10 protein-coding genes are annotated in these 17,320 nt (G+C 67.7%); 7 read left to right on the forward strand and 3 right to left on the reverse strand.

What is annotated here, in order from left to right:
• Nucleotides 1–28: 28 nt before the first annotated feature.
• From ACH492_RS00495 to ACH492_RS00515, 5 genes are read left to right on the forward strand one after another with little or no spacing between them, the layout of a single operon-like run.
• A complete protein-coding gene (locus tag ACH492_RS00495) occupies nt 29–1,675 on the forward strand; it encodes an ABC transporter substrate-binding protein (protein WP_398981256.1) in 1,647 nt (548 codons plus the stop codon).
• Nucleotides 1,676–1,681: 6 nt separating this feature from the next.
• Nucleotides 1,682–2,635 carry an ABC transporter permease gene (locus ACH492_RS00500; protein ID WP_398981258.1) on the forward strand — a complete coding sequence of 318 codons (954 nt, stop codon included), beginning with the start codon at nt 1,682–1,684 and terminating at the stop codon, nt 2,633–2,635.
• Nucleotides 2,632–3,486, forward strand: coding sequence for an ABC transporter permease (locus ACH492_RS00505; RefSeq protein WP_398981260.1), 855 nt, complete (start codon nt 2,632–2,634; stop codon nt 3,484–3,486). The genes ACH492_RS00500 and ACH492_RS00505 overlap by 4 nt, the downstream gene beginning before the upstream one ends.
• 6 nt (nt 3,487–3,492) lie before the next feature.
• Nucleotides 3,493–4,617, forward strand: coding sequence for an ABC transporter ATP-binding protein (locus tag ACH492_RS00510; RefSeq protein ID WP_398981263.1), 1,125 nt, complete (start codon nt 3,493–3,495; stop codon nt 4,615–4,617).
• Complete coding sequence (locus ACH492_RS00515; RefSeq protein ID WP_398981265.1) at nt 4,614–5,480, forward strand: ABC transporter ATP-binding protein; 867 nt, start codon at nt 4,614–4,616, stop codon at nt 5,478–5,480. The genes ACH492_RS00510 and ACH492_RS00515 overlap by 4 nt, the downstream gene beginning before the upstream one ends.
• A gap of 223 nt (nt 5,481–5,703) precedes the next feature.
• On the opposite strand, the gene ACH492_RS00520 is transcribed toward ACH492_RS00515, so the two are convergent.
• The gene (locus ACH492_RS00520) at nt 5,704–7,233 is read right to left on the reverse strand and encodes a helix-turn-helix domain-containing protein (RefSeq protein WP_398981267.1); all 1,530 of its coding nucleotides are present in this window, start codon (nt 7,231–7,233) and stop codon (nt 5,704–5,706) included.
• A 310-nt stretch (nt 7,234–7,543) separates the two neighbouring features.
• Between ACH492_RS00520 and acnA the strand changes: the two genes are divergently transcribed.
• A complete protein-coding gene (gene acnA, locus ACH492_RS00525) occupies nt 7,544–10,273 on the forward strand; it encodes an aconitate hydratase AcnA (protein ID WP_398981269.1) in 2,730 nt (909 codons plus the stop codon).
• Between the two features lie 95 nt (nt 10,274–10,368).
• Here the strand turns inward: acnA and ACH492_RS00530 are convergent, their stop codons facing one another.
• Nucleotides 10,369–11,295 (reverse strand): FG-GAP repeat domain-containing protein, encoded by a 927-nt coding sequence (locus tag ACH492_RS00530; RefSeq protein WP_398981271.1) that lies wholly within the window; start codon nt 11,293–11,295, stop codon nt 10,369–10,371.
• A gap of 204 nt (nt 11,296–11,499) precedes the next feature.
• A complete protein-coding gene (locus tag ACH492_RS00535) occupies nt 11,500–15,336 on the reverse strand; it encodes a GH92 family glycosyl hydrolase (RefSeq protein WP_398981273.1) in 3,837 nt (1,278 codons plus the stop codon).
• Between the two features lie 531 nt (nt 15,337–15,867).
• On the opposite strand from ACH492_RS00535, the gene ngcE reads away from it, so the two are divergent.
• Entirely contained in the window at nt 15,868–17,316 is a 1,449-nt protein-coding gene (gene ngcE, locus ACH492_RS00540; RefSeq protein WP_398981275.1) for an N-acetylglucosamine/diacetylchitobiose ABC transporter substrate-binding protein, read from the forward strand.
• Nucleotides 17,317–17,320: the final 4 nt, after the last annotated feature.

The following is a 17,320-nucleotide window of genomic DNA, read 5'->3' on the forward strand; positions in this document are numbered from 1 at the left end:
CTCCCGTCCCCTGTTCAGGAGCCCTGCCATGAAGCTCAAGACCTCCATTGCCGCCGTCGGCCTCGCTGGGGCGATGGCCCTCACCACCGCGTGCAGCGGCGCGGACACCAGCCCGTCGGCCGGCGGCGGCAAGACCGCCGACGCCGCCACGCTGAAGCTCACACCGACCACAGCCGAGGCGAAGGGCGAAGTCGCCACCGTCAACTGGTTGCTGGAGGACGAACCCGACTCCCTGGACCTGGACACCCAGGGCGGCAGCGCGGGCCGCACCGTGCTCAGCAATGTGTGCGAGCGCCTCTACCAACTGCAGCCCGACATGACGGTCCGCCCCTCCCTGGTCCGGACGGCCACCACACCGGACCCCAAGACGCTCGTCCTGTCGCTGCGCGACGACGTCACCTTCCACGACGGCTCCGCCATGACCGCCGACGATGTCCTGTTCAGCCTGAAGCGGCACGCAGAGCCGGAAATGGAGCAGTCCGACGAGTTCGAGAACGTCGCCACCATGGCCAAGACCGGTGATCTCGAGATCACTGTCAAGTTCAAGCAGCCCGACGCCCTGTTCACCAAGGCACTGGCCGGGGACGCGGGACTCGTCTACAACCGTGAGCAGGTCGAGAAGGCCGGCAAGGAATTCGGCACCCCCGGTCAGCCCGACGCCTGCTCCGGCCCGTACAAGCTGACCGACTGGACGTCCGGCGACTCGATCGTCATCGACCGGAACGAGACCTACTGGGGCACCAGGCCGCTCACCCAGCAGGTCGTCTTCCGCTGGGCCGACGACAGCGCCATGGTCAACGCCCTGAGGACCGGAGCAGCCGACGGCACCTATGCCGACTCGACCAGCACCGCCGCCGCGCTGCGCGGCAAGAAGGGCCTCGACCAGCATTACGGACCGAGCACCGCCGCCCTCTCCCTCATCCCCACCGAGCGCGGCGGCCTGGCCGACCCGGACATCCGCCGGGCACTCTCCCTCGCCCTGGACCGCAGCGGCATCGCGAAGTCCGGTTACGGCGGCCTGATCGAGCCCTGGGCCACACCTGTCGGCTCGGGCTCCTGGGGATACGAGAAGGCCACCTTCGCCGCTGCCCAGAAGCAGCTCACCGGCGCGCCGGCCCATCCGGACGCCGAAGACATCGCCGCGGCGAAGAAGCTGGTGGAGAACGCCAAGGCGGATCCGGACAAGCCGATCGTCATCGGAACCGACAACAGCCAGGGCCGCATGGTCATCGCCAACGCCGTCCGCGCGGCACTGACCCAGATCGGCCTCAAGAGCCAGATCAAGACCGTGCCGCCTGCCGAGTACGGAGAGTTCTACGGCGACGCGGAAGCCCGTGCGGAGATCGATGTCCTGGTCGCCGACTGGTACATCTCCAAGAGCGATCCGGTCGGCTTCTACGACAACGCGCTGTCCGACAGCTCCAACAACTGGGTCGGCTTCAAGAGTCCTGCCTACGACTCCAAGGTCAAGGACGCGATGCGTGCGCTGGATGACAAGAAGCGCGCCGCTCTCATGGTCGACGTCCAGCGGCAGTTCGCCGACGCCGCCGTGTGGATCCCCATCGCCCAAGTGCCCACCGCGCTCGTCATCGACGACAAGCTGACCGGCCCGCCCGCCTCGATGGCGTACCTCTACTACCCCTGGGCCGCAGAGCTCGGCGCGAAGCGAGGCTGAGCACTCATGACCGCCGCAATCGGCCGACGAATCGGGGGACTGCTGGCCACGCTGCTGGCCGCGTCCTTCGTCATCTTCGCCGCCGTGTACGCAGCCCCGGGCGACCCTGCCGTCTTCCTCGCCGGGGGCCGCGACAAACTCACCCCTGAGCGACTGGCCGCGGTCCGGGAGCAGTACCACCTCGACGAGCCGCTGGTCGTGCAGTACGGCCGCTGGCTCTGGGACGGTCTGCACTTCGATCTCGGTCGCTCGTTCCAGTACAACGACCAGGTTTCCGACCTGCTCGCCGGCCGTTTCCCCACCACCCTCGCCCTGGTCGGTTACGCCACCGTCCTGTTCGTGGTCCTCGGTGTCGGCGCCGGCATCCTTGCCGCCGTCCGCCGCGGCAGCTGGGTCGACTCGGCGGTGGTGGGCGGCACCACGCTCGCCGCGTCCGTGCCCTCGTTCGTCGGCGGCATCGCTCTCGTCGCGCTGTTCGGTGTCCAGCTCGGCTGGTTCCCGGTGACGGGCAGTGGTGAGGGATTCGCGGGCACGATTCACCACCTCACGCTGCCCGCGGTGGCCATGGCGCTCGGCGCGCTCGCCGTCATCAGCCGGGTGACCCGGCAGGCGATGGTCGAGGCGGGGGCCGCCGACCATGTGGAGGTGGCGCGCGCTTCCGGGCTGCCCGAGCGTCAGATCGTTCGGCGGCACGTCCTGCGCAACGCACTGGGGCCGATCGTCACCATGTGCGGCCTGGTCACGGCGGGCATGCTTGCCGGCACCGTTGCCATCGAGACCGTCTTCGGGCTGAACGGCATCGGCTCTCTGCTCGTCGGCGCCATCAACAGCCACGACTTCCCCGTCGCACAGGCGGTCCTGCTGCTGATGGTGACCTGCTACATCGTCGTCACCACCGTCGTGGACCTCGTGCACCCGCTGCTCGATCCCCGCGTCAAGGCCATGAGGAGTTCAGCATGACGACCGCCGTCACCACCGGGCCGCTGCTGCCCGTCGGGGAGCGCGCCCGCCGACCCGTCGGGGTGGCCGTCGCGGCGGGATTCCTCGGACTCGTTGTGTTCGCCGCCGTGTTCGCCCCGTTGCTCGCGCCGTACGCCCCCGACGCCGTGGATCTGTCGGCCTCCCTGGCCGGCACCAGTGGCGACCATCTGCTCGGCACCGACGCCTCGGGGCAGGACCTGCTCTCCCGGGTGCTGTTCGGGGTCCGTACGAGCCTGATCGCCCCGATCGTGCTGCTGGCGCTCGCCGCGATCCTCGGCGTCACCATCGGGACCGTCGCTGCCTGGCGCGGAGGTTGGGTGGACACGCTGCTGTCCCGGGTCACCGACGTGATGTACGCCTTCCCGGGCCTGCTGTTCGTCGTGCTGATCATCGCGGTGTTCGGGGCCGGCATGACCACGTCCGTGCTGGGACTCGCGCTGGCCTTCGCTCCCACGATCGCCAAGTACACCCGCAGCGTGGCGCTGGCCGAGCGGGCGAAGCCGTACATCGACGCCTACCGTGTGCAGGGCATGGGCGGAGCGCGTATATGTGTGCGCCACCTCGTGCCCAACCTCGCGCGCTCGATCGTCGGCTATCTCGTCGTCCTGTTCGGCGAGGCACTGATGAGTCTGGCGACGCTCAGCTACCTCGGCTTCGGTGCCCAGCCGCCCAGCAGCGACTGGGGGCTGATGGTTCAGGAGGGGCAGTCCGCGATCGTCCAGGGCGCCCTGCTCCCCGCACTCGTGCCGGGTATCGCCATCGCCGCCGTCGTGGTGGCCTTCAACGTCGTCGGGGTCTGGGCCGCCGACCGGCTCGGCGCCAGGAGGTAGCCGCTCATGCTGCTCGACATCGAGAATCTGACCCTGCACCTGCCGGGCGCTGCGCGGCCACTGCTCGCGGATGTGAGCCTTCAGGTCCGCACCGGTGAGGTCGTCGGCCTCGTCGGCGAATCCGGCTCCGGCAAGTCCACCACCGCCAAGACGGCCCTGCGCATCCTCCCGGAAGGAGCGCGAGCCCAGGGGAAGGTGCTGGTCGACGGCGTGGACGTACTCTCCATGACCGATGCCCGACTGCGAGACCACCGGGCGCGTACGGTCGCGATGGTCCATCAGGACCCGCGCTCCGCCCTGAACCCGGTGCGCCGGATCGGCGACTTCCTCATCGAACGGCTCGTCCGCACAGGCACAGGCACAGGCACAGGCACCGGCGACAAGCGCGCGGCGCGGACGAAGGCCGTCGAGCTTCTCGACGCCGTAGGCATCTCCGACCCCGAACGGCGCATCCGCCAGCGCCCCCACGAGATGTCCGGCGGAATGCTGCAGCGCGTCGTCATCGCCGGCGCGCTCGCCACGGAGCCACGGTTGCTGCTCGCCGACGAGTCCACCAGCGCACTGGACGTCACCACCCAGGCGGAAATCCTCGCCCTGCTGCGCAGCCTGCGCGAACGACGCGAGCTGGGGCTGCTGTTCATCACCCACGACCTGCACCTCGCCGCGGCGTACTGCGACCGCGTATACGTGATGTACGCGGGCCGCGTCGTCGAACAGCAGAGCGCGCATCGGCTCTTCGCGCACGCCCAGCACCCGTACACCCGGGGCCTGCTCGACTGTTCCCCCGCCCTCGGCGACACCACCCGCACGCTCCACCCGATCCCCGGCCGCCCGCCCTCCCTGGCCGACAGCTTCACCGGCTGTCCCTTCAGCGCTCGCTGTCCGTACACCGAGTCCGCATGCGAAACGTGGATTCCGCAGCCCATCCCCGTTCCGGGCGGGGGCACCGCCGCCTGCCGACGGCTCCCCGACCTGCCTGACGCGTCCGACGCATCCGACGTGTCGGCGGAACCGACCGGACAGCCGTCCCACAACAGCCACGAGGACCCGAACGGGGGCGACGCCCCGGCCGAGGCGTCCGTGTCGCCCGCCGCCGTCCCCTCGCCCCTGGCCAAGAGGAGCACACCGTGACCGCACTCGATCCGCCGCACGACGCGCCCCTGTTGGTGGTCGACGCCCTGACCAAGAGCTACCGGCTGCCGGGCGGCGGGAGCCTCACCGCCGCCGACCGCGTCTCGTTCACCGTGCCTCGCGGCGGATCGGTCGGCATCGTGGGCGAGTCCGGATCGGGCAAGAGCACCGTGGCCCGCATGCTCGTCGGCCTGGTACCGCCGGACGCCGGTACGGTCACGGTCAATGGCAGAGACCGCGCCTCGCGGCCGTCGGCCCTCAGCCGGCACCGCCCGGCCGCCCGGCTGGAGCGCGCACGCGAGATCCAGATGGTCTTCCAGGACCCGTACGTCTCGCTCGACCCACGCCTGACGGCCCGCCAGTGCCTGCGCACCGCCCTGCGGCTGCACGGACATCCCTCGACGGATGCCCGGACCCAGTCACTGCTGGACCAGGTCGGCCTCGGCACCCGCGAGGCTGGCGCCCGCCCGCACCAGCTGTCGGGCGGGCAACGCCAACGACTGGCCATCGCCCGGGCCCTCGCCGTCGACCCACAGATCCTCGTCCTGGATGAGGCGGTCGCCGCTTTGGACGTGTCGATCCAGGCCCAGATCTTCCAACTGCTCGGTGAGATCCGGGACGAAACCGGAGTGGCGCTCGTCTTCGTCAGCCACGACCTGGCCGTGGTCCAGCACATCACGGACGAAACGGTGGTGATGCAGCGCGGCAGCGTCGTTGAACAGGGCCCGACCGAGCGTGTGCTCGGCATGCCCCAGCACCCGTACACCCGTCTGCTCCTCGCCTCCGCACCGCACGAGGGCTGGGATCCGGCCGACGCGATCCGGGCCAGGGCCGCAGCAGATTCGGCGCAACCCGTCGTCTGAACCCCGACACCCCGCAGCCGGTCAGGTCAGGCAAACCTGGGCCTGGTCGAGCTTGTAGTAGAGACAGCAGTGCGGCCATCGACGCGGTCTTCGCGCGGCCCGGGCCGGACCGGCAAGCAACTCGGTTCCGGCGCAAAGCCCAGAGAAGCCCCACGGGTGCCGGGCGCACCCCCTCCTGACCCGTGTTCGTGCTGGTCAGGCAGGGTGCGGCGGCATTCGTCGTTCAGATGTCGCGGAAGATCTCGATCTGCGCGCCCACCGAGTTGAGCCGCTCCGCCAGCTCCTCGTAACCCCGGTTGATGACATACACATTGCGCAGTACGGACGTGCCCTCCGCCGCCATCATCGCCAGCAGCACCACCACCGCGGGCCGCAGCGCCGGCGGGCACATCATCTCCGCCGCGCGCCAGCGGGTCGGACCCTCCACCAGGACCCGGTGGGGGTCCAGGAGTTGGAGGCGGCCGCCCAGCCGGTTGAGGTCCGTCAGATAGATCGCGCGGTTGTCGTAGACCCAGTCGTGGATCAGCGTCTTGCCCTGGGCGACCGCCGCGATGGCCGCGAAGAACGGGACGTTGTCGATGTTCAGGCCGGGGAACGGCATCGGGTGGATCTTGTCGATCGGCGCCTCGAGCTTGGAGGGCCGCACGGTCAGATCGATCAGCCGGGTACGCCCGTTGTCGGCGCTGTACTCCGGCGTACGGTCGTGGTCCAGGCCCATCTCCTCCAGAACCGCGAGCTCGATCTCCAGGAACTCGATCGGCACTCGGCGGATGGTGAGTTCGGACTCGGTGACCACCGCCGCGGCCAGCAGGCTCATCGCCTCGACCGGGTCTTCGGAGGGGGAGTAGTCGACGTCCACGTCAATGTTCGGCACACCGTGCACGGTCAGCGTCGTCGTCCCGACACCCTCGACCTTGACGCCCAGCGCCTCCAGGAAGAAACACAGGTCCTGGACCATGTAGTTGGACGAGGCGTTACGGATGACGGTCACCCCGTCGTGCCGGGCCGCGGCCAGCAGCGCGTTCTCGGTCACCGTGTCCCCGCGCTCGGTCAGTACGATGGGGCGTTCGGGGACGGTCGCGCGCTCCACCTTCGCGTGGTAGAGCCCCTCGGTCGCGGTGATGTCGAGGCCGAAGCGGCGCAGCGCGATCATGTGCGGCTCGATGGTCCGCGTGCCGAGGTCGCAGCCGCCCGCGTACGGCAGCCGGAAGGTGTCCATCCGGTGCAGCAGCGGCCCGAGGAACATGATGATCGACCGGGTCCGGCGGGCCGCCTCCGCGTCGATGGCGTCCATGTCGAGGTGTGCGGGCGGCACGATCTCCAGGTCGACGCCCTCGTTGATCCAGCGGGTGCGCACCCCGATGGAGTTCAGCACCTCCAGCAGCCGGAAGACCTCTTCGATACGGGCCACCCGGCGCAGCACCGTACGACCCTTGTTGAGCAGCGAACCGCAGAGCAGCGCGACACAGGCGTTCTTGCTGGTCTTGACGTCGATGGCACCTGACAGCCGACGGCCGCCGACCACCCGAAGATGCATGGGCCCGGCGTAGCCGAGCGAGACGATCTCACTGTCGAGCGCCTCACCGATACGCGCGATCATCTCAAGGCTGATGTTCTGGTTGCCGCGCTCGATGCGGTTCACGGCGCTCTGGCTGGTGCCGAGCGCCTCGGCAAGCTGCGTCTGTGTCCAGCCCCGATGCTGACGGGCGTCACGGATGAGCTTGCCGATGCGTACGAGGTAATCGTCTGCCATGGCCGCAGGCTATCTCAGATATGAGATGTGATCGCGTGGGGATAGGCCATTGGGGTGACAGGCCGTGGGCAATCGGGTGTCGAGGCTCGTAAAAGCGGTAGTTCGGCGCCACTCGGCATCCATGCAGCGGCGATCGGGCGAGGTCGGGGCATGACCCAGCGGCGGTCATGTACTAGAGTTATCTCGACATCGAGATATCTGCCGAAGGCGTACCGCAGCCGCCATCCGGTAAGGGTTACCTAACTGAGTCTTACCTTAGCGGATCGGCGAGAAGCCGTGGCGGCAGCATTGAGGTAGTACGCGCACATTGATGAAGGAGACTGTCGTGTCGGCGAACAGCTTCGACGCCCGCAGCACGCTGCGCGTGGGCGACGAGTCGTACGAGATCTTCAAGCTGGACAAGGTCGAGGGCTCCGCGCGCCTCCCTTACAGCCTGAAGGTGCTGCTGGAGAACCTGCTCCGCACCGAGGACGGCGCGAACATCACCGCCGACCACATCCGGGCGCTCGGCGGCTGGGACTCCCAGGCTCAGCCGAGCCAGGAGATCCAGTTCACGCCGGCCCGCGTGATCATGCAGGACTTCACCGGTGTTCCCTGTGTCGTCGACCTCGCCACCATGCGCGAGGCCGTCAAGGAGCTCGGCGGCGACCCGGCGAAGATCAACCCGCTTGCCCCGGCCGAGCTGGTCATTGACCACTCCGTCATCGCCGACAAGTTCGGCACCAACGACGCCTTCGCGCAGAACGTCGAGCTGGAGTACGGCCGCAACAAGGAGCGCTACCAGTTCCTGCGCTGGGGCCAGACCGCCTTCGACGAGTTCAAGGTCGTTCCCCCGGGCACCGGCATCGTGCACCAGGTGAACATCGAGCACCTCGCTCGTACGATCATGGTCCGCGGTGGCCAGGCCTACCCCGACACCCTCGTCGGCACCGACTCGCACACCACCATGGTCAACGGCCTCGGCGTACTCGGCTGGGGCGTCGGCGGCATCGAGGCCGAGGCCGCGATGCTCGGCCAGCCGGTCTCCATGCTCATCCCGCGCGTCGTCGGCTTCAAGCTGACCGGTGAGCTCAAGCCGGGCACCACCGCCACGGACCTCGTCCTCACCATCACCGAGATGCTGCGCAAGCACGGCGTCGTCGGCAAGTTCGTCGAGTTCTACGGAGAGGGCGTCGCTGCCACCTCGCTCGCGAACCGCGCCACCATCGGCAACATGTCGCCGGAGTTCGGCTCCACCGCCGCGATCTTCCCGATCGACGACGAGACCATCAAGTACCTGAAGCTGACGGGCCGCAGCGAGCAGCAGCTCGCGCTGGTCGAGGCGTACGCCAAGGAGCAGGGCCTCTGGCTCGACCCGGCCGCCGAGCCCGACTTCTCCGAGAAGCTGGAGCTGGACCTCTCCACGGTCGTCCCGTCGATCGCAGGCCCGAAGCGTCCGCAGGACCGCATCGTGCTCGCCGACGCCGCGTACCAGTTCTCGCAGGACGTACAGAACTACGTCGAAGACGCCAACGAGGCGGGCATCGAGTCCTTCCCGGCCTCCGACGCCCCGGCCGCCACCAACGGCGTGCCGACCCGCCCGACCCTGGTCACGGCCCCCGACGGCTCGACCTACGAGATCGACCACGGCGCCGTCACCGTCGCCGCGATCACCTCCTGCACCAACACCTCGAACCCGTACGTCATGGTCGCCGCCGCGCTGGTGGCCAAGAAGGCGGTCGAGAAGGGCCTCACCCGCAAGCCGTGGGTCAAGACCACGCTCGCCCCGGGCTCCAAGGTCGTCACCGACTACTTCGACAAGGCGGGTCTCACCCCCTACCTCGACAAGCTCGGCTTCAACCTCGTCGGCTACGGCTGCACCACCTGCATCGGCAACTCCGGCCCGCTGCCGGCGGAGGTCTCCAAGGCCGTCAACGACCACGACCTGGCCGTGACTTCGGTGCTCTCCGGCAACCGTAACTTCGAGGGCCGGATCAACCCCGACGTCAAGATGAACTACCTCGCGTCCCCGCCGCTGGTCGTCGCGTACGCCATCGCCGGCTCGATGAAGCTGGACATCACCAAGGACGCGCTGGGCATCGACCAGGACGGCAAGCCGGTCCACCTCCAGGACATCTGGCCGACCGAGGCCGAGGTCAACGACGTGGTGGCCAACGCCATCGGCGAGGACATGTTCAACAAGTCCTACCAGGACGTCTTCGCGGGCGACGCGCAGTGGCAGGCGCTGCCGATCCCGACCGGCAACACCTTCGAGTGGGACCCGCAGTCCACCTACGTGCGCAAGCCCCCGTACTTCGAGGGCATGACGATGGAGACCACCCCGGTCTCGGACATCGCCGACGCGCGCGTGCTCGCCAAGCTGGGCGACTCGGTCACCACCGACCACATCTCCCCGGCCGGTGCGATCAAGGCCGACACCCCGGCCGGCCAGTACCTCACGGAGCACGGCGTCGAGCGTCGCGACTTCAACTCGTACGGCTCGCGCCGTGGCAACCACGAGGTGATGATCCGCGGCACCTTCGCCAACATCCGTCTGCGCAACCAGATCGCGCCGGGCACGGAGGGCGGCTTCACCCGCGACTTCACCCAGGACGGCGCCCCGGTCGCCTTCATCTACGACGCCTCGCAGAACTACCAGGCCGCCGGCATCCCGCTGGTCATCCTGGCGGGCAAGGAGTACGGCTCGGGCTCGTCCCGCGACTGGGCCGCCAAGGGCACCGCGCTGCTCGGCGTCAAGGCCGTCATCGCCGAGTCGTACGAGCGCATCCACCGCTCGAACCTCATCGGCATGGGCGTCCTGCCGCTGCAGTACCCGGAGGGCGCGTCCGCCGAGTCCCTCGGCCTGACCGGCGAGGAGACCTTCTCCTTCACCGGCGTGACCGAGCTGAACAACGGCACCACGCCGCGCACGGTCAAGGTCACCACCGACACCGGTGTGGAGTTCGACGCGGTCGTCCGTATCGACACCCCGGGTGAGGCGGACTACTACCGCAATGGCGGCATCATGCAGTACGTGCTGCGGAACCTGATCCGCAAGTAAGCACGGAAGCAGGGCAGTACGACACAAGGGCCGCATCCCCGGTGACGGGGATGCGGCCCTTCCGTATGGCTTCCGTATGGCCGATCGCTACGCGATCAGAACAGCATGCTGTAGATGTTCCAGCCGGAAGCGCCGATCTTGACGCGGCCCGAGAACGGGGCAGCGGCATTGCCGGTCCCGTTGTAGCGCCACAGGGCGCCGGCGCCGTCGCGGGCGATCAGGTCGGTGCGGCCGTCCGCGTTCAGGTCACCCGTGGACACCAGGTAGTTGAAGGTGTTCCAGCCGGAGCCGACCTTGGTGCGGGCTGTGAACGGGGCGGCGGCGTTGCCGGTGCCCTTGTAGAGCCACAGCACACCCGAGCCGTCGCGGGCGACGATGTCGGCCTTGCCGTCGCCGGACAGGTCGCCCTGGCCCACGATCTGGTTGTAGATGTTCCAGCCGGAGCCGACCTTCACCCGGGACTGCAGGGTGCCGTTGGCGTTGCCCTTGTACACGTACAGGACGCCGGCCTTGTCGCGGGCCAGGATGTCGTACGCCTGGGTGCCGCCGAGGTTGCCCGGGGCGAGGACCTTGTTGTAGATGTTCCAGCCGCGGCCCTCGCTGCTGTTGCCATCACTGTCGTTGTAGAACATGTTGCCCAGCTTGTCCCAGGCGTAGAGGCCCTCGGACTCGCCGTCGGCGTTGTGGTCCGCCTGGGCCGAGGCCCAGAACAGGTCCCAGTTGCCGCCGATGGACTGGCGCGGGCTGAAGGCTCCCGTGCCGTTGGGGATGTAGAGAAAGAGCTCACCGGACTTGTCCGCGGCGAACAGCGCGTTGACCGGGGCAGCGGCGTCGGCCTCCGCGGTCGCCTGCTGCGGGGCAGCGTCGGCGACCGAACCCATGTCAACGCTCTTCAGCGGCGCGGGGACCGGGGTGTCGGCCACGGCGGACCCGGCGGAGGTGCCGACCAGGGCAGCGGCTATGGCTGCGACGGCGAGACGCGAGAGGACGCGTCCGCGCTTACGGCCGGGAAGATTGGCCACGTATTTTCTCCATGTGCGTGATGAGACGCGATGTGCCTCACGAGGTCATCGCAGGATCATCAGGATCGTTGCACAACATCTTTACGAGTCAATCGGTTTGAAGGGGAATCAGCGGGTCCGGGAGGGGTCTACAAGGGGACAAACAGGCCCGCATCCGGAGGATCCGAATGCGGGCCTGTGTGGTGGTGTGACGAACTCGTAACGTCAGGAGAGCAGCTCGACCTCCGCGAGTGTCGCCGAACTCGTCGCCACCAGCCGGTACTTCGCGTACGTGCCCGGCGCGCCCACCGTGAAGACGCGGGTCTGCCTGTCCCAGGCGAACGACTGGCCGGACCGCTTGTCGAGGTCCCTCCAGACCGTCCCGTCCTGCGAACCCTGCAGCACCCATCCCGCCGGGGCCTTTGCCCGTGCCGACGAGGTGAGGGTGTACTGCACGGCCCGGGTCTTCGACGCCACCGGCAGTTCCGCCGTCTCGAACGCGGCCTCCGTGGCGGAGGCGTTGTCGAAGAGCGGACCGCTCGCCGTGATCACATCGTGGCGCGGCGAGGGTACCTTGTCGTCCTGGGTGATGGAGACCGGGGCGGCGTTCTTGCCCGTACCCCACGAGGACGGCTTCGGGCCCATCGCGAACTCCAGCGTGCCGCCCCGCGCGATCAGCTGATGCGGCAGAGCAGTGGAGTTCCAGGTATTGCCGTTCACCTTCAGACCCTGGACGTAGACGTTCTTCGCGCTGTTCTTCGGGGCCTTGACCACCAGGTCGCGGCCGTTGTCCAGATGCACGGTCGCCTTGGTGAAGAGCGGCGAACCGATCGCGTACTCGCCACTGCCCATCACCAGCGGGTAGAAGCCGAGCGCGGAGAAGAGATACCAGGCCGACTGCTCGCCGTTGTCCTCGTCGCCGTGGTAGCCCTGCCCGATCTCGCTGCCGGTGTAGAGGCGGGAGAGCACCTCGCGCACCTTCTCCTGGGTCTTCCAGGGCTGTGAGGCGGCGTTGTACATGTACGTGACGTGGTGGGCGACCTGGTTGGAGTGGCCGTACATGCCCATCCGGACATCACGGGCCTCCGTCATCTCATGGATGACGCTGCCGTACGAGCCGACGAACTCGGGCGAGGCCGTCTCCGGGGTGGAGAAGTAGCTGTCGAGCTTCTCGCCGAGCGCGGAGCGTCCGCCGTAGAGATTGGCGAGACCGCGGCTGTCCTGCGGGGCCGTGAAGGCATAGCCCCAGCCGTTGGTCTCGGTGTAGTCGTAGCCCCACACCCGCGGATCGTACTTCTCGCTCTCGACCCGCCAGTCGCCCTTCAGATCGCGGCCCTGGAAGAAGCCGGCCTTGGAGTCGAAGAGCGTGATGTAGTTGCGGGCCCGGTTGAGGAAGTACTGGGACTCCTCCTGATAGCGGGCCTTCTTGGTCTTCTTGAAGAGGGCCTGGCCCATCTTGGCGATGCCGTAGTCGTTGAGGTAGCCCTCCAGCGACCAGGACAGCCCCTCATGGGTCTCGGTGGAGGCGTAGCCGAGGAACGGCGAGGTCTCCATGCCCTTGCGGCCGACCCCCGAACTCGGCGGGACCACCGTCGCGTTCTTCAGCGCCGCCTCGTACGCCGCCTCGGCGTCGAAGTCCACGCCCTTGACGTACGCGTCCGCGAAGGCCACGTCCGAACTGGTGCCTGTCATCAGGTCGGCATAGCCGGGCGAGGACCAGCGGGAGATCCAGCCGCCGTCCTTGTACTGCTGGACGAAGCCGTCCACCAGCTCGCCCGCCTTCTCCGGGGTGAGGAAGGAGTACGCCGGCCAGGTCGTCCGGTATGTGTCCCAGAAGCCGTTGTTGACGTACACCTTGCCGTCGACGATCTTCGCGCCGGTGTGGGTCGGGGTGTCCGGCCCGGGCATCGGCGAGAACGGGCTCGCGTACTGGTGCTTGGGACGGGACGTGGTGCCGGTGTTCTCGAAACCGGAGTTGGGATAGAGGTACAGCCGGTACAGGCTGGAGTAGAGCGTGGTGAGCTGGTCGTGGTTCGCGCCCTCGACCTCCACCTTGCCGAGCAGCTCGTCCCAGGCGTCCTGCGCCCGGTCCTTGACCCGCTGGAAGCCCGTGCCGGCCGGGATCTCGTCGGCGAGGTTCTTCTTCGCCTGGTCGACGCTGATCAGCGAGGTGGCCAGCCGGAGAGAGACGGAGCGGTCCTCGCCCGCATCGAAGCGGAGGTGGCCGCTCACTCCGTCGGCGCCCGATGCGGTGACCGGCGCGTCGAAGACGCCGTACACGAAGAGCCGGGTGGCACCGGTGGACAGTCCGCTCTTGACGTCGGAGAAACCAGTGAAGGAGCGGGTGGCCGGATCGAGGGTCAGTCCGCCCTCCTTGGTGACGTTGTCGAAGACGATGCTCGCGTCGTCACCGGGATAGGTGAACCGCATCATCGCCGCGTGGTCGGCCGGGGTGATCTCGGCCTTGAGACCGTTCTCGAAGGTGACCCCGTAGTAGTGCGGGCGGGCGGTCTCCTTCTCGTGCCGGAAGGGCAGAGCGCGCTTGGCGCGGTCGGTATCGGGTGTGCCCGCCGCCGCGGACGGCATCAGCTGGAAGGTCTGCCGGTCGCCCATCCAGGGGCTCGGCTCATGGCTGGCGCTGAAGGCCTGCACGGTCGGCAGATTGTCCGCGTTGTTGCCGCGCGCGTACTCGTACAGCCAGCTCCTGGACGCGGCGTTGGTCACCGGCGTCCAGAAGTTGAAGCCGTGCGGGACGGCGGTCGCGGGGAAGTTGTTGCCGCGCGAGAAGGAGCCGCTGGAATTGGTGCCGCGGGTGGTCGACGCATAGTCCGAAAGATGAGCGAGCCGCTTCTCGGGGGCCTTGGGCGCCAGCGAGATGTCGTCGATCCAGCCCTGGAACTTCGCCGGGCCCTTCGGGGAGTCGTACGCCACCAGGATGCGGTCGACAGTCTTGCCTGCCGCGACCGAGCCGATCCTGGACGCGACATGGTTCCACTGGTTGACGTAGAGCCGCTTGGCCGCGCCTTGGCCCTGCGGGGTCAGCAGCCCGCCGTGCGAGTCGAGCGCCCGGAGATCACTCAGCTGGGTGCCGTCGGTGAAGGCGAGGTCCACCGACACATTCGTGGCCGGATAGTTGAGATCCGTCTCCGGCAGGGACGGGAAGACCCGGTACGACAGCTGGGTGTCGCGGCCCACGGCCGTATTGACGTCGAAGACCTTGTTGTACGAGTAGGCCCGGCCGGCCGGCTTGTGGGTGCCTGCGTACTTCAGCGCCCGCTTGCCGGTGAATCCGACGTTGGACTTGGCTGTGGGGGAGCCGCCGGGACCGCGGTCGACCTGGCTGCGCATGTCGTCGGGGGTGGGCGTGCTGGTGTCACCGTTGGAGAACTGCACATCGGCGAGCTGGGTGATGTCCGCGCCGTTGTTCTTGGTGATCTCCAGCCGGTAGTGCCCGTACGCCGTGACGTTCGCGCCATCGGCGATGTCGTACGTCTTGGTCTGGAAGCGTTTGTCGAAGGTCTCGCCCTCGCGGGTGTCGAGGACCTTCCATTCCTTGCCGTCGGCCGAGCCCTTGAGGGTCCAGTCCTTCGGGTCGCGCTCGGCGTGGTCGTTCGCCGAAGTGAGCGCATACGTGACGACCTTGACCGGCGCGTCCGTGTCGAACTCGATCCAGGCAGTCGGCTGGAATCCCAGCCATTTGGTGCCCGGCTGCAGATCGACCAGGTTCTCCTTGGTCTCACCGGCGCCGGTGTTTTCGTCACTGGCGCGCAGCTCTATCACCTTATCGGTGATATTGCCCGGTATTCCGGTGGAAAATCCGCCATCGACACCGGATGACCGCTTCTGTCCATCGGCTCCGACGTCAACGGTATTGCGCCAGTCCGGCTGGGGCTCGTCCGCCTCGAAGGACGAGGTGAATTCCCGGTCCGCCGAGGGGGATTGGGCGGACGGCGCGGGCAGCGCGACGGCGGCCGACTGGGCCGTCATCACGAGCATGGAAGCGGCCGCCACCAAGGCTGCCGCGTGGAAATGTCTCTGCCGAGGTCTGGGGGTGGGCTGCATCCCGGGGCCTTTCCTCCAGTGGAGCCGCGTTGGACAACGTTGTCAGGCGCGATGCGCAGGCTCCAGTAGGGAGGTAAGTGCCATACGGTGTCAAGGGTGTTGACGGGGTGAGGCGGCCGGATTCAGCCGTTCGGCGAAGAGCGCTGTGATCGTATGGGCGCGCACGGGATTTGGGCGCGCACGGGACTCAGGTGTCCGCGAGGTCTCAACTCGGGAAAGACTGCTGCCCAACCTTGCTCTCGATCTTGCTCACCCGATGTGAAGTGGACTATACCTGTCGGCACCCGCATAGCTGTTCCACATATGGCAGCGGGCCAGGGGGGACGGGGGACAGCGGACCGGCATCTGCAACAGCGACTGTCCTCCGCGGAAGATCCGTTCCCGCTGCCGACCGTGCACGACCCAAGCTTCACTGAGTTTCCCCCCGGGAAGACACAGCAACTGACTGCGGTGGCGGGGCCCTTCGCCTCAGGCGAGAAGGACGGGCGACCGGTACACCGCCTGAGTCCTGGAGAAGGCGAGGACTTGAGCATGGGATCCACCTCCGCCCACAACAATGAGGGCCTTGGCCGTCGCGATCTGATCAAGCGTTCCGCAGCAATCGGGTTGATCACCGTTCCGACGATGAGCTTCCTGTCCGCGTGTGCGAGCAGCGACGGCGGCAGCGAGAACAAGGTCGAAAAGGGCAAGAAGACCGCCAAGAACCCGCTCGGTGTCAATGAGACGGCGCAGCTCGAGGTCGTCATCTTCGACGGTGGTTTCGGCCAGCAGTACGCGCTGGACGCCGAGAAGAAGTACCAGGAAGCCTTCCCGAAGGCTCCGAAGGTCAAGCACCGTGCGACGCAGAAGATCCAGTCGGAGCTGCAGCCGCGCTTCAACGGCGGCACCCCGCCGGACCTGATCGACAACTCGGGTGCCCAGCAGATGGACATGGGCGTCCTGGTCGGCAAGAAGCAGCTCTCCGACCTCACCCCGCTGCTGGACGCGCCGTCCATCGACGACCCGAACAAGAAGGTGCGCGACACCTTGCGCCCGGGCATCGTCGAGATGGGCCAGTTCGACGGTGACCCGGTCTGGATCCTCTACTACGCGTACACCGTGTACGGCGTGTGGTACTCCCAGACCGCCCTGGAGAAGCTCGACTCCGCGTACCCGGAGACCTGGGACGAGATGCTCGCCCTGTGCGAGAAAGCGAAGAGGAAGGGTGTCGCCGGCTGGACATATGCGGGCAAGCACCCCTACTACCTGCCGTTCTCGCTGTACCCCTTCATCGCCAAGATCGGCGGCCGTGAGGTCCTCGACGCCATCGACAACCTCGAGCCCAAGGCCTGGGAGCACCCGGCCGTCAAGGCCGCCTTCGAGGCGTACTACGAGCTCTACAAGAAGGGCTACATCCTCAAGGGCACGCCCGGCATCGACCACATCCAGTCCCAGACGGCCTGGACCGAGGGCAAGGCGCTCTTCATCCCCAACGGCTCCTGGGTGGAGAACGAGGCGGCGAAGACCACGCCCAAGGACTTCAAGATGATGGTGGCCGCGCCCACCGGCCTCGACAAGTCCGACAAGCTGCCGTTCGGCACCATCTGGGCATCCGGCGGTGAGCCCTTCGTCGTCCCGGCCAAGGCGAAGAACGCCGAGGGCGGCATGGAGCAGCTGCGCATCATGCTCAGTGAGGCTTCGTCGAAGAGCTTCACCCAGCAGGTGAAGTCGCTGACGGCGTTCAATGGCGGCACCGACGGCCTGACACTGTCGACGGCGATGCAGTCCGGTGTCGACGCGCTGAAGAAGGCCGGCGAGAACGTCGTCAACCCGCGCATGCAGGACTGGTACGTGAAGCTGCAGAAGGAGCAGATCGGCGTCGCCGGTCTGGGCGAGATGATGGCGGGCCGAGCGACCCCGGCCGAGACCATCAAGAAGATCCAGGGCTTCGCGGACGCGGCGGCCAAGGACCAGTCCATCAAGCACTACAAGCACCAGTGAGCTC

The sequence above is a fragment of the Streptomyces sp. NPDC019443 genome, from assembly GCF_044389785.1.
Taxonomy (GTDB): Bacteria; Actinomycetota; Actinomycetes; order Streptomycetales; family Streptomycetaceae; genus Streptomyces.